Annotated in this window: 9 protein-coding genes; 4 read left to right on the forward strand and 5 right to left on the reverse strand. The window is 73.1% G+C overall.

Going from position 1 to position 13,860, the window contains the following annotated elements; translation table 11 throughout:
* The first annotated feature begins 24 nt into the window (after window positions 1-24).
* Window positions 25-3,402 (forward strand): protein kinase domain-containing protein, encoded by a 3,378-nt coding sequence (locus HNR73_RS10935; protein WP_184787241.1) that lies wholly within the window; start codon window positions 25-27, stop codon window positions 3,400-3,402.
* Between the two features lie 46 nt (window positions 3,403-3,448).
* Here HNR73_RS10935 and HNR73_RS10940 read toward each other — a convergent pair whose 3' ends face one another.
* Window positions 3,449-4,438 (reverse strand): serine hydrolase, encoded by a 990-nt coding sequence (locus HNR73_RS10940; RefSeq protein WP_184787242.1) that lies wholly within the window; start codon window positions 4,436-4,438, stop codon window positions 3,449-3,451.
* Window positions 4,439-4,793: 355 nt separating this feature from the next.
* Between HNR73_RS10940 and HNR73_RS10945 the strand changes: the two genes are divergently transcribed.
* Window positions 4,794-5,177 carry a DUF6220 domain-containing protein gene (locus HNR73_RS10945; protein WP_184787243.1) on the forward strand — a complete coding sequence of 128 codons (384 nt, stop codon included), beginning with the start codon at window positions 4,794-4,796 and terminating at the stop codon, window positions 5,175-5,177.
* Between the two features lie 59 nt (window positions 5,178-5,236).
* On the opposite strand, the gene lpdA is transcribed toward HNR73_RS10945, so the two are convergent.
* Window positions 5,237-6,637: a dihydrolipoyl dehydrogenase gene (gene lpdA / locus HNR73_RS10950; protein ID WP_184787244.1), complete on the reverse strand. Its 1,401-nt coding sequence runs from the start codon at window positions 6,635-6,637 to the stop codon at window positions 5,237-5,239.
* Window positions 6,638-6,800: 163 nt separating this feature from the next.
* Between lpdA and HNR73_RS10955 the strand changes: the two genes are divergently transcribed.
* Window positions 6,801-7,292, forward strand: a complete 492-nt coding sequence (locus HNR73_RS10955) for a DinB family protein (protein WP_184787245.1) — start codon at window positions 6,801-6,803, stop codon at window positions 7,290-7,292.
* A gap of 275 nt (window positions 7,293-7,567) precedes the next feature.
* On the opposite strand, the gene HNR73_RS10960 is transcribed toward HNR73_RS10955, so the two are convergent.
* The gene (locus HNR73_RS10960) at window positions 7,568-10,318 is read right to left on the reverse strand and encodes an ATP-binding protein (RefSeq protein WP_184787246.1); all 2,751 of its coding nucleotides are present in this window, start codon (window positions 10,316-10,318) and stop codon (window positions 7,568-7,570) included.
* A gap of 79 nt (window positions 10,319-10,397) precedes the next feature.
* On the opposite strand from HNR73_RS10960, the gene HNR73_RS10965 reads away from it, so the two are divergent.
* Complete coding sequence (locus tag HNR73_RS10965; RefSeq protein WP_184787247.1) at window positions 10,398-11,525, forward strand: epoxide hydrolase family protein; 1,128 nt, start codon at window positions 10,398-10,400, stop codon at window positions 11,523-11,525.
* Between the two features lie 49 nt (window positions 11,526-11,574).
* Here the strand turns inward: HNR73_RS10965 and HNR73_RS10970 are convergent, their stop codons facing one another.
* Both HNR73_RS10970 and pdxR read right to left on the reverse strand, forming a co-directional pair.
* Entirely contained in the window at window positions 11,575-12,345 is a 771-nt protein-coding gene (locus tag HNR73_RS10970; RefSeq protein ID WP_184787248.1) for a DUF4126 domain-containing protein, read from the reverse strand.
* A gap of 9 nt (window positions 12,346-12,354) precedes the next feature.
* On the reverse strand, window positions 12,355-13,800 hold the full coding sequence (gene pdxR / locus HNR73_RS10975; RefSeq protein WP_184787249.1) for a MocR-like pyridoxine biosynthesis transcription factor PdxR: 1,446 nt from the start codon (window positions 13,798-13,800) through the stop codon (window positions 12,355-12,357).
* Window positions 13,801-13,860: the final 60 nt, after the last annotated feature.

Raw genomic sequence — 13,860 nt, forward strand, 5'->3', positions numbered from 1 at the left:
GGACGCGGGTGGTGCACTGTCCCCATGACGGCGTTGACCACCGGTGCCACCGACATCGTGTCCGGCGGGACGCCCACCTGGCGGGTCGGGGACGTCATCGACGACCGCTATCGCGTCGTCCGTGTCCACGAGGACGGCGCCATGGGGCTGGTCTTCGCCGTCCGGCACCTGCTGTGGGGCATCGACCTGGCCGTCAAGAGCCCCCGACCGGACATGTTCGCGACCGCCGCCGCCCGCGAACGGTTCGTCACCGAGGCCGAGACCTGGGTCTCCCTCGGCCTGCACCCCAACGTCTGCGCCTGCCACTACGTCCGCGTGTTCGACGGTGTCCCGCGCGTGTTCGCCGAGTACGTTCCCGGCGGCAGCCTGCGGCACTGGATCGACGACGGACGCCTGTACCGGGGCGGCCCGGCCGAGGCGCTCACCCGCATGCTGGACATCGCGATCCAGGTCGCCTGGGGCCTCGACCACGCCCACACCCGCCACCTGGTCCACCTCGACGTCAAGCCCTCCAACGTCCTCATCGACGCCGACGGCACCGCGAAGGTCACCGACTTCGGCCTCGCGCGGGCCAAGGCGGCCGCGACCCGCGTCGCCGCCCCCGACGGCCCCTCCCACGTCTCGGTGCTCGTGACCGGTGGCGGCGGCATGACCCGCGCCTACGCGTCCCCGGAGCAGGCGGAGGGACGGCCGGTCGGCCGGCGCGGCGACGTGTTCAGCTTCGCCGTCTCCGTGCTCGACATGTTCAACGGCGGCGTGACCTGGCGGTCGGGGGCCGCCGCCGGCGCGGCCCTCCAGGAACTCGTCCACCGGGACGGTCCGCCCGTGCGGATCCCGGCGATGCCCCCGGCCCTGTCGGAGCTGCTCGCCGGCTGTCTCGCCGCCGACCCCGCGCGACGGCCCGCCTCGATGGCCGATGTCGTCGAACAACTGGCCGCCGTCCACCACGCCGCCACCGGAAGCCCGTACCCGCGCGCGAAGCCCGTCGCCGCCGACCTGCGCGCCGACGAGTACAACAACCGGGCCCTGTCCCTGCTCGACCTCGGCCGCGCGGCCGACGCCGACGCCGCCTTCGGCAGGGCGCTCGCCGCCGATCCGCAGCACCTGGCCGCCACCTACAACGCCGGGACCGTCCGCTGGCGGCGCGGCGAGTTCAGCGACGTGGAGCTCATCACCCGGCTGGAGGCGATGCCCTCCGGCACCTGGCAGGCGTGGTGCCTCCTGGCCCAGACGCACATGGAACGCGGCGACCTCGCCTCCGCGCGCGAACTGCTCGACGGTGTCGCGCCGAAGGACCGCCGCGAACCGGAGGTCCGGGCCGCGCGCGAGGCGATCGCGTCGGGACGGGCGCGACAGGTCGGCGCGAGCACGCTGACGTCGACGGGTTCGGGCTATCTCGCCCGGACCGACGTCTCCGGCGCCTCGCTCCTGCACCGGGACGCGTACGGCAAGCTGTGCCACCGCGACGTCGCGAGCGGTGCCCGAACGTCGCTGCGGCATCCCGGCCGTGTCGAGACGCTCGACGTCACCCCGGACGGACGTTTCGGCGTGTCGGCCGACGACCGTCTGCGCCTGTGGGACCTGGGCACCGGGCGCTGCCTGCGCAGCGCCGGTCTCCGCCGGTACCGCCCAGGGGCCGGGTTCTCACGCCGGGTCCGGGTGAGCGCCGACGCGCGGAAGGTCGTCTACGTCGACGTCGACGGCGTGGCCAGAGTGTGGGAGCCCTTCGGCGGCAGGTGGAAACGCCGGGTACCGCTGCGAGGGGACGCGATCCCGGCCGTCTCGCACATCGCGGTGAGCGCCGACGGGAGCCGGGCCGTGACGGGCGGCTCCCGCCCCGACGATCCCGAGACCGTTCGCCTGTGGGACCTGGAGACCGGCGAGTGCACGGAGACGCTGCGGCACTCCTACGTCAGGTACCTGTCGTTCACCCCCGACGGCCGGACGGTCGTCATCGGCGGGCTGTCGGGATCCATCGAACTCTGGAACCCCGGCGACGGGGCGGGCGCGCGCACGTTGTCGAGGACCGGCTGGGACGGGGGCGAGCTCGCGGTCAGCGACGACGGGCGGCTCCTGTTCGAGGCGGGCGACACGTTCTCCCGGCTGTGGGAACTCGGCACCGGGCGATGCGTGCGCACCTTCGACGGGCCGCGGCGCGGGTACTCGCGCGACGCCAGGTTCAGCCCGGACGGCCGGTCGGTCCACACCGTCTCCGACATCGCGGGACTGGAGCGCTGGGACCTGGCGAACCCGTACACGGGAGCGCTGCAGTTGTGCAGGCCGCGACCGCACGCACGGGTGAACCTGCTGTACGCCGAGGCCGAGGGGCTGGTCCTGGAGGCGGAGGCGGCGCTGGCCGCCGGCTCCCACGCCGTCGCGCTCGGCCTGCTGACGCGGGCGCGGTCGGTCGAAGGGCACGAACGGTCCCCGCGGGTCCTGTCCGTGTGGCGGGAGCTGGAGCGGCACACCGACCGTGTCGGGGTACGGGCCGCGTGGACGGCGGCGCCCACGGACTTCGGCGACGTCTCCGCGATCTCCCTGTCCGACCACGACGGTCTCGCCCTCCTCGGCGGGCCGGGCGGGCAGGTCCGGGTATGGGACATCGAGGGCGCCCGTGTCCTGCGAAGCCTCGACGGCGGGGCCCGGACCCACGCGGTGTGCCTCAGCGCCGACGGCCGGCTCGCCCTGTCCGCGCACGGCGCCGGGACCGTGCGGCTGTGGGACGTCGCGTCCGGTGAGTGCCTGCGCGTCCTTCCCGGCGACCGGAACGACGTGCGGGAACTGCGGTTCCTGTCCCGTGACAGCGCGCTGGTCGACCAGGAGGACGGCACGGTCCTCGTGTGGGACCTCGTCACCGGCGAGGAACGGCACACGCTCCGGCAGAGCCACTGGTGGCTGAACGTGTCGGAGGACGGCGTCGACCGCGTGCGTCTCGCCGCCTCCGCCGGACCCGCCCGGGTGGGATCGGTGCGGTCCTGGCTGCGGCTGTTCGACACCGGCACCGGGCGATGGATCCGTCTGTGGGACGGGCACGACGACGCGGTGACCTCGGTGAGCGTCAACGGCGACCGGAGCCTCCTGCTGTCCAGCGCCGCCGACGGGACCGTGCGGATGTGGAGCACCCGGACCGGGCGGCTCATGCGGCGGTTCGCGACCGGGCCGGGCCGGGTGAACGCGGCCCGGTTCACCGCCGGGTGGTCCTACGCGGTGACGGGTGGCGCCGACGCCGCCGTCCGGGTGTGGAACATCTGGACCGGTGCGTGCGTGCACGTCCTGGAGGGGCACCGGACCGAGGTCCTCGACGTGCGCTCCACATCCGACGGGCGGTACGTGCTGTCCCACTCCCGCGATCACACCGCACGACTGTGGGAACTCGACTGGGAACTCGCCGTGCCGGAGTGACGGGGCCCGGCCCCGGCGTCGCCGCCGTGACCGGGCCGTCGGCCGTCTAGCCGTTCGACGGGCGGTACGTCTCCGGCTCCAGCGTCATGCCCGGGGCGCCCGACAGGCGGTCCACGGCCCGCACGAACTTGCGTCCCATGCGGGCGCGCGCGGCGATGAGCGGGTGGTTGCCGCTGTAGTCGTCGAGGTGCTCGGGGTGGTCGGCGTAGATCGAGTACGTGACGACCGGCGCGCCGGCGGCGTCGTAGATGACCCCGGCCTCACACCGGCCGGTGTCCATCCAGCCGGCCTTGGTCGCGATGCGGCCGCGCTCGGTCGTCGACAGCTTCGAGCGGATGCCCTCGGTGAAGGCGTTCGGCGAGCGCATGATCTTCACGAGGTACTCCGTCGACGCCGCCGACAGCAGCTGCCCGCGCACGAGCTTCTGCCACAGGTCGTGCATCTCGCGCGCGGAGGTCCAGCCGAGGTACCAGCGCCGCGAGCCGGGGATGACCTCGACCTGCGTGTTGGGCAGGCCGAGACCCTTCATGTAGGCGTTGATCTCGGCGGCGGTCACGATCTGCGAGCAGAGCCGCGAGGAGCTGTCCTCGGAGATGCTGAGCAGCAGCGAGATCGCGTGCCCGAGGCTGATCCGGCTGGGGTAGGCGCCGTCGAAGGGGATGACGCCGTCGCCGTCCCAGACGATGAACGGGTCGACGACGTCGACCTCGGTGTGCAGGCTGGCGGTGCCCTTGTCGACGCGGTCGAGGACGGTGGCGGCGACCGGGAACTTGTTGGTGCTCCACGCGTCGGCGACCTTCGCCGACTCGTCGTCGACGGCGGTGATCAGCGTCCCGTCGGGCTTGGCGACGGTGATGTACGCCTGCCAGGTCCCGCCGGCGGCGGCGCTCTCTCGCCGGTAGGTCTCGGCGATGTGCTGGGCGGCGCGCTCGGGCGTCGTCGGCGTGGACTCCTCCGCGGCGGAGGCCGCGGCGGGGCCGGCGATGCCGGCGACCGTTCCGGCGCCGATGGCGGTGAGGACCGTGCGTCGCTTCATGGAAGCCATGTGGGTGGGTCTCCAATGGGTCGAGGGCTACTACGTTTAGACGCTCACGGACGGCGGGTGGGTTGACCCGCTTTCGATCTCGGTGATCGACCACTGTGGAGTGTGCACCGATTCGCGGCTCTTCGGGGGGCATGTCGTGGCATCGCCGCTTCGGCCGCCGGGCCCCTGACCGGGGGTGTCGCCCGAAGGGGGCGGCCGTCGGAGATCCGAACGTGACCTAGGTCTCAGTGAGCGGTTTCGGCCTCACATGCCACGCGGCCGTCTCGTCGGACCGGGTGAGCAACGTTCGATCACCAAGCCCATTCCCGGTACGCCCATCGGGAAGAACCACCAGGAGGAACCAGCCGTGCGCAAGGTATTCGCGGGACTGTCGGCGCTGCTGTTGCTTCTCGTCGCCGCCCAGTTCTTCTTCGCGGCCGCCGGTGCGTTCAGCGCCGAGGCCTACCGTCCGCACCACGTCCTCGGCTACGTGATCTTCAGCGTGCCGGTCGTGATGGCGATCGTCGGCGCCGTCGCCAAACTTCCCGGCCGCCTGATCGGCATGTCGGTGGCCATCTCGGCGCTGGTCGGCCTGGAAGTCGGGATCGCGACGATCGCCAAGGCGGTCGGCGAACTCGCCGGTGCGCTCGTCTTCGGCCTGCACGCCCTGGCCGGCATGGCCATCATGGGGCTCGCCGTGGCGATCCTCCAGGCGGTGCGGCCCCGGCCCGCGGTGGTCGAGACCGCCTGACGAACACGACGCCCCTCCCGCCGTTTCCGGTGGGAGGGGCGTCGTCGTGCGCCGGCCGGCTACATGTTGATCATGTGGCCGGCGAGTCCGTGGATCGCCTCCTTGACGGCCTCGCCCAGGGTCGGGTGGGCGTGGACGTTGCGAGCGACCTCGTTGACGGTGAGGTCCCACTGCTGCGCCAGGGTCAGCTGCGGGAGCAGCTCGGTGACGTCGGGGCCGATCATGTGCGCGCCGAGCAGCTCGCCGTACTTCGCGTCGGACAGGACCTTCACGAAACCGCCGGTCTCGCCGACGCCGTGGGCCTTGCCGTTGGCGCTGAAGGGGAACTTCGAGACCTTGACGTCGAAGCCCTTCTCGCGGGCCTGCGCCTCGGTCCACCCGAAGGACGCGATCTGCGGCTGGCAGTAGGTCGCGCGGGGGATCATGACGTAGTCGAGTTCCATGGTCTCCGCGCCCGCGATCGTCTCGGCGGCCACGACGCCCATCGCCTCGGCGGTGTGGGCGAGCATGAGCTTGGCGGTGACGTCGCCGATGGCGAAGATGTGCGGGACGTTGGTGCGTCCGCGCCCGTCGATGTCGATGGCGCCCCGCTCGGTCAGCTTCACGCCGGTCTTGTCGAGGCCGTAGCCGTCGACGCGGGGCTGGAAGCCGATCGCCTGCAGGACCTTGCCGGCCTCCAGGACCTCGGACTTGTCGCCCTTGGTGACGGTGACCTGGACGCCGTCGGCGGTCTCGGTGATCCCGTCGACACGCGTGGAGAGACGGACGTCGATGCCGTACTTCTTGTAGCGCCTGGCCAGCTCGGCCGAGACCTCGGCGTCTTCGAGGGGCACCATCCGGTCGGCGAACTCGACGATGGTGACCTTCACGCCGTAGTTGTTCAGGATGTAGGCGAACTCGACGCCGATCGCGCCCGCGCCCGCGATGATGATCGACTCGGGCAGCTCCTCGGACAGGATCTGCTGCTCGTAGGTGACGACCTTGTCGCTGACCTGCGTGCCGGGCAGCAGGCGCGTGGTCGCGCCGGTGGCGATGACGGCGTTGGTGAACGTGATCGTCTCCGAGGAGCCGTCGGCCTTGTTCACCTCGACGGTGTTGGCGTCGGTGAAGACACCGCGGCCGTCGAACTCGGTGATGCCGTTCTTCTTCATCAGGTAGTGGACGCCCTTGACACGGCCGTCGACGACCTTGCGGGAGCGGGTCCAGGCCTTGGAGAAGTCGGGCTTGGGGGTGCCCTCGATGCCCAGGCCGAAGAAGTCGGCCTCCTTGGTGACGATGTGGGCCAGTTCGGCGTTGCGCAGGAGGGCCTTGGACGGGATGCACCCGACGTTGAGGCACACACCGCCCCAGTGGCGCTCCTCGACGACCGCGGCGGTCAGGCCGAGCTGGCGGGCGCGGATCGCCGCGACGTACCCGCCGACCCCGGCGCCGAGTACGACTACGTCGAAGTGGTTGCTCATCGGTGTGCACTCCTGAGTTCGGTTGGTGGCCGGTAGACCTGAGAGCGATGGTATGCGCACACGGGGGGCGGGTACCGGGGGATGTGATGGGTGAGACTCGGGGGACCGGGCCAGCGGCGACGGCGGGGCGCTCCGCCCCCGCGCGGCCTTATACCTTTGCCGCATGCTGACCATGGATCCCGCGACCTTTCACGCGCCCATCCGCGCGCAGTTCGACGCCTTCCTCGACGAGTACCGGGCCGCGCTGCACGACAGCCTGAACGGCATGTCGGAGGAACAGGCGCGCACGTCGCTGGTGGCTTCGAAGACCACGCCCCTGGGCCTGGTCAAGCACGCGACCTTCTTCGAGAAGGTCTGGTTCGACGAGGCGATCTCGGGACGCCCGCGCGCCGAGATCGGCATCCCGGACTCGCCCGACGAGTCCTTCGATCTCGACGCCGGTGACACCATCGCCTCGATCCAGCGCGCCCACCGGGAGGCCTGCGAGGCGTCACGCCGGGCGACGGCCGGGCTGGACCTGGACGACGTCGTCACCGGCAACCGCCGTGGCCCGCTGCCCCTGCGCTGGGTGTACCTGCACGTGCTGCGCGAACTGACTCAGCACTGCGGCCACGCCGAAATCCTGCGCGAGCAGATCCTCGTCGGCTCGGACTAGAGGGGACGTCCGGAGACCCTGCTCCGCCTGGCAGCGTGAACGCGAGCACGCGCCGGCCGGGCGGCGCCCTGTAGGGACCATGTCCGGGCCCCTGACGCAGCCGTCGACGACCTCGCGGGAGTGCGACCGGGCTTTGCGGCCGTCCAGATCCCCAGCGCGCTCGACCGCACGTCCCGCCGTGCACGCGCAGGGGAGGTGCGTCCTCCCGGCGGTGTGCCGGGCGCATCAGCCTTGACGGAGTGGCCCTGTGCCGCGGACGGACCCCGGTCGCGCCCTCACCCCTCCAGCAGGCCCGCGCGTCTCGCGATCGCGGCCGCCTCGGTGCGGCCCGACGCCTGGAGTTTGGCCAGGACCCGTGAGACGTGCACGCCCACGGTGTTCACCGAGATGAACAGCTCGGCGGCGATGGCGCGGTTGCTGCGTCCCTCGGCGATGAGGGCGAGGATGTCGCGTTCGCGCGGGGTGAGGCCGAAGTCGGCGGGCCGTGCCGGGCCGGCGCGCAGGCGGCGGGCGAGGGCCGTGGCGCGGGCGGTGATGCCCGCGTCGCCGAAGCCTTCGGCGAGCTCGACGGCTTCGTGGACGCGACGTACGGCGCCTTCGCGGTCGCCGTCGGCGGCGGCGGCCGCGGCGGCGGACAGCAGGCACTCGGCGGTCTCGCCGGGCAGGTCCAGGTCGCGCCAGCGTGCGGTGAGGGCGTCCCAGCCCGCGGTGTCGGCGCCGTCCAGGCGGGCGAGTGCCGTCGCGCGGGCGGCGCGCTGGAGGGGGCCGCGCGCGGGAGCGGCGTCGGCGTAGCCCCGCCAGCGGTCGGGCTCGGTGGTCACCCGCGCGACGGCCGGGAGGAACACCCACGGGCGCATCACCGTCGCCGGGTCCGTCGCGGCGGCCTCGGCGAGGACCGCGTCGGCGGGGCGGCCGCCGTCGGTGGCGATGCGGCAGGCCAGCTCCACCCGGCGGGCGAGCAGGACTTCGGGACGGCCGCCGGGAAGCGTGGTGATCAGGTCGAGGGCCTCCGTCGCCGCCGCCAGGTCTCCGGCGGCGACCTCGGTCAGGCCGCGCAGGGCGTGCAGGAGCCCCTGGTACAAAGCCGTGGGTTCGGTGGACAGCGCCACGCGCAGGGCGTGCCGGGCCGCCTCCCATCCGCCCAGCGCGATGTGCGCCTCGACGAGGAAGACCGTCAGCATGGGCGCGCGCCGCCGGTCGAGGCCGAAGCGGCGGGCCAGCGTCAGGCCGCGCTCCGAGGCCTCGGCACAGCGCCGGAAGTCCCCGGCCTCGGCGTGCGCGCGAGCCAGGTAGAACAGCAGCCCGGTGTGCAGGTCGGGCTCGCCGTGCTGCTCGGCGATGGCGATCGCCTCCCGCAGCGCGGCCTCCCCGGCGACGGTCTCGCCGAGCAGGACCAGGCGCATGCCGATGCTGGCCAGGGCGTTCAGGCAGATCGCGCGGTCCCCGGCCGCGCGGCCGATCCGCAGGGCCTCCCGGGCGGGGGCGTCGACGGCGTCGAGGTCGCCGTGGGAGAGGTGGGCACCGGCGAGGCTGGCGAGGGCGTTGCCGCGCGAGATGTTCGAACTCCCGTCCGGAAGCAGCGTCAGCGCCTCCCGCAGGTCATTGAGGCCGAGACCGTCGATGCGGTATCGGAGGCGACCGCGATGGTCGAGGAGGGCTGCGACCCGCTCGGGTTCGCGCTCGGGGTCCAGCTCCGCCAGGGCCGCCGTGGCCAGGTCGACGCCTCGCTGCGGCTCACCGGCGAGGGCCGCGGCCCACTCGGCGGCCTCCAGTACGACGACCTTCGGGACGCCGAGTTCGGCGGTCCACCCGGCGAGGACGCGTTCCAGCCAGCGCAGCTGTTCGGTGTGGGCGTGGGACTCCCCGGCGACGCCGGCCGCGCGCCAGGCCGCGGCGAGGGCCTCGGGCGCGCGCCCGGCGGCGTCCCAGTGCCCGGCCAGCGCCGAGGAGTGCTCGCCGGGAAGCGCCGACAGCGCGGTGGCGCAGCGCGTGTGCAGTCGCACCCGCTCACCCGGCAGGAGACCGTCGTGAACGGCGGCCCGGATGAGCGCGTGCCGGAAGCGGTAGCCGTGACCGTCGGGGATCAGCAGCGCCCGCTCGACCAGCGGGCGCAGCTCCTCGTCCGCGGTCGCGGGCTCCAGCCCGGCGACATCGACCAGGAGGTCGTGGGGGACCTGGACGCCGATCACCGACGCGGCCCGCAACGCCGCGCGGCCCCGGTCGGGCAGGGTCGTCAGACCGCCGAGCAACTGCTCCCGCAGACTCGCCGACATCCCCTCCCCGGAACGGTCGAGGCTCTCCACGAACAGCGGAATGCCCTCGCTGCGGCGATGCACCCGCGCGACTTCGGCAGGGTCCGCCGGACGGCCGTCGATCCCGGCGAGCTGCTCGGCGACCTCCACGGCGCTCAAGCGCGGCAGATCCACCCGCCGTGCCCCCGGGGCACGAGCGAGTCCGGCGGGCAGCGACCCGAGATGCCCCGCCTCCTCGGCGCGCAACGTCGCCACCAGCAGCAGGCCCGTGGTGGAGAGGTTGCGGGCCACGAACAGCACCAGCTCGCGCGTCGAGGCGTCCGACCAGTGCAGGTCCTCCAGGACCACCACCGTCGGCCCGCTCGCCGCGAGTCCTTCGAGCAGCCCCAGCACCTCCTCGAAGAGGCGACCACGACCGGCGCCGTCCTCCGGGGGTGGCGTCCCCAGCACCGGCAGCCAGCGCGCCAGCTCCGGCGAGGAGCCCGGGAGCAGCGCGGCGACCCCCGCGGCCCCCAGCTCCCGGACCGCGCCACGGACGACCGCCGCGAAAGGCGCGTACGGCAGGCCGCCCAGTTCCAGGCACTCCCCGGTCAGGACCCGCGTCCCGGCGTCGAGTCCGGCGGTGAACTCCGCCAGCAGGCGGCTCTTGCCGATCCCCGCCTCCCCGGAGACCAGCGCGAACGACGGACCGCCGGCCGCCTCCGACCACGAGTCGCGCAAGGCGGCCAGCTCGGCGGTGCGGCCGGCGAACACCGGGCTCAACGGGGCTGCCACGCCGCCATTATGCGATACCCGGTCGATATAACGAGTTCTCGTGATGCGCCCGGAGGGGTGTTACGGCGAGGCTTCGTTCATGGCCGACAACAGCGAAATCCGCCCCTTCCGCATCGACGTCCCCCAGGCCGACCTCGACGATCTCGGCGACCGCCTCGACCGCGTCCGCTGGACCTCCGAACTCCCCGAAGGCGACTACGGCGTCCCCCTCGCCCGCCTCCAGCGCCTCGTCGCCCGCTGGCGCGACGGCTTCGACTGGCGTGCGAGGGAAGCCGAACTCAACGCCCTGCCCCAGTTCACCACCGAGATCGACGGCCAGAACATCCACTTCCTGCACGTGCGCTCGCCCGAGCCGGACGCCCTGCCGCTGCTGCTGACCCACGGCTGGCCCGGGACGATCGCGGAGTACCTGCGCGTTGTCGGTCCCCTCAGCGACCCTCGCGCGCACGGCGGTGACCCGTCGACCGCGTTCCACGTCGTCGTCCCGTCCCTGCCGGGCATGGGCTTCTCCGGCCCGACGACGGCGCCGGGCTGGGGCACTCGCCGTACCGCCGCCGCGTGGGTGACGCTCATGAACCGGCTCGGCTACGGCGAACGCTACGGGGTGGCGGGCAACGACGCCGGTTCGATGATCAACCCCGAGATCGCCCGGCTCGACCCTGAACACCTGGTCGGCGCGCACGTGACCCAGCTCTACTCCTTCCCCGGCGGCGACCCGGCCGAGTTCGAGGGCATGTCGGGCGAGGACATGGCCGCCCTGGGCGTCCTCCAGGACTTCTGGGAGAACAAGGGCGCCTTCAACGTGCTCCACTCGCAGCAGCCGCAGACCCTGGCGCACGCCGTCTCCGACTCCCCGGCCGGTCTGCTGGGCTGGCAGATCCAGCTCTTCGACGCCGATCTCGACGACGACTTCGTCCTCACCAACGTCGCGATCACCTGGTTCACCGGGACGGCCGGTTCGGCCCTGCGCTTCTACCGGGAGGACAAGCTCGACACCGACCGCCCGACCGGCCCGACGACCGTCCCCATCGGACTGTCGGCCGCCGTCTCGGGCGACTTCCAGTCGATCCGGCGCTTCGCCGAGCGCGACCACACCCGGATCGTGAGCTGGCGCGTCAACGAGAAGGTCACCGGGCACTACGCGGCCCACACCGCGCCGGAGGTCATCACCGGCGACCTGCGCGACTTCTTCGCGGGCCTGCGCTAGAGACGTGCGGCGGGGCCGTCCACCGGGACGGTCCCGCTTCGCCGTGCGCTCATCCCCGTGAGTCGGCGCCCGGGTAGGTGTCCGGTGGCCGCGGCGGCCGTTCGGCCGTGGGCTTGCCGAGGTGACCGGCCCTCGGCCAGTCCGGGTCCTCGGGCCACGACAGGGGATCGGGCCAGGTGCCGTCGGCGGGCGGCGGCAACGCGCCCGACTCGCGGGCCGTCCTGCGTGCGGCCTTCTCGGCGGCCTTGCGGCGTTTTCGGCGCCGGACCCGGCGGATGAGCACGATCGCCGACCAGATCATGATCACCAGGCCGACGATGACCAGGATCGGCAGGAAGATCGCGACGAGGCTCATGCCGAGCGCGCCACCGTCCTCGACGGTGCTGGCGACCGGCGCGCCGACCCCGCCGGTCGTCGCGTTCACGACGGGCCGGACGGTGGCCTTGACCAGGTGCACGGCCAGCGCGCCCACGATCCCGATGATCCAGCCGACCCACGGGCGCTCGGCCAGCCAGGCGGAGTTGTCGACGTCGGAGGCCGCCGTCGTCGCGCTGAACACGGCACCGCCGGCGGCGGGCCGGATCGCGGTCTGGATGACGTCGTTGACGTGGTCGACGACCGGGATCTTGTCGACCACCATCTCGACGACCAGGAGCACGGCGAAGACGCCGATCGCCCACCAGCTCGTCATCCACGAGTACCCCGCCGGGGGATCGACGCGGTCGGTGAACTGGGCGGCGAGGCCGACGACGAGAAGCGGGATGTAGGCGTTGAACCCGGCCGCGGTCGACAGGCCGAATCCGGTGAGCGCGGCGAACATCCCCCGATGCTAGGGGACCGGCACCACTTCGCGCCCGCTTCGTCGGCGCAGGCGCGCCACCGCGCGGCCCAGCAGCGCGACTCCTTCGGCGATGGCGCGCTCGTCGAGCGCGGCGTAGCCCAGGATCAGGCCGCCGGGGGAGCTTTGGCGGGAGCCGAGCCGGAACGGACCGAGGGGCTGGACGCACACGCCGAGTTCGGCGGCGGCGGCGGTCACGGCCTCCTCGCCGAGCCCCTCCGGCAACCAGACCAGCAGGTGCAGGCCCGCGTCGGCACCGGAAGGGCGGGTATCGGGCAGGTGCGTGCGCAGCGCGTCGAGCAGCACGCGGCGGCGGCTCTGGTAGACCCGGCGCATCCGCCGCGTGTGCCGGTCGAACTCGCCGCGTTCCAGGAAGTCGGCGAAGGCCAGCTGCTCCAGCGTCGCCGAACCCCGGTCGGCCGCCGCCTTCGCCGCCGCCACCTTCGCGGTCAGCCGCGGCGGCAGCACGAGCCATCCGATGCGGACGCCCGGCGCGAGGGTCTTGCTGAGGGTTCCGGCGTAGACGACGTGATCGGGCGCGAGTCCTTGCATCGCGCCGACGGGGACGCGATCGAAGCGGTACTCGGCGTCGTAGTCGTCCTCGACGATCAGCGCGTCCCGCTCCCGGGCCCAACGGACGACCGCGGCCCGGCGGGCGGCGGGCAGGACGCCCCCGACCGGCCACTGGTGCGAGGGCGTCAGGAACAGCGCGTCGGCGCGCAGCCCGTTCAGCCCGTCGACGAGGAGACCGTCCTCGTCGACGCCGATCCCGACCGTCTCCAGTCCCGCCCGGGCGGCGGCGGGCCGGGCGTCGTCGTCGGGCGAGGGGTCCTCCACCGCGACGCGCGTCGCCCCCGATCCGGCCAGCACCTCGGTGAGCAGCCGCACCCCCTGCGCGAAACCGCTGGTGACGACGATGTTGCGCGGGTCGGCGACGGTGCCGCGCACGCGGTTGAGGTAGTCGGCGAGCGCGGCCCGCAGCGCCGGGGCGCCGCGCCCGTCGGGCGGTGCGAACCGCCGGGTCGGCGCCGAGGTGAGGACCCTGCGCAGTGAACGCAGCCAGGGCAGTCGCGGGAAGCCGGCGAGGTCGGCGCGTCCGTAGGTGAAGTCGTGGCGGTAGGCGGGCGGAGGGTCGGGTTCCGGCGGCGCGACGGGTATGTGGGCGCCCATCGCGACGCGGGTGTAGCCGCCGGAGCGGGCGGTGAGGTAGCCCTCGGCGGTCAGCTGCGCGTAGGCCTCGACGACCACGCCCCTGGACACGCCGAGGTCGGCGGCGATCACGCGGGTCGGCGGCAGGGCCGTGCCGGGAGGCAGTGCGCCGGCGCGGACGCGGCCGCGGATCGCGGCGGCGATCTGGCGGTACAGCGGCACCGGGACGTCGCGGCGGAGCTCGATCGGGAGCTCGCCGGCTAAGGAATCGGTCTGGTTTTCCGCCATGGTTTTGGACCTTAGCAGCGGGACCGAAACGCGGGAGGCTGTTCATGTCAGCACGAGAAC

The sequence above is a fragment of the Phytomonospora endophytica genome (genome assembly GCF_014202425.1).
In the GTDB taxonomy this organism is placed as follows: Bacteria; Actinomycetota; Actinomycetes; order Mycobacteriales; family Micromonosporaceae; genus Phytomonospora; species Phytomonospora endophytica.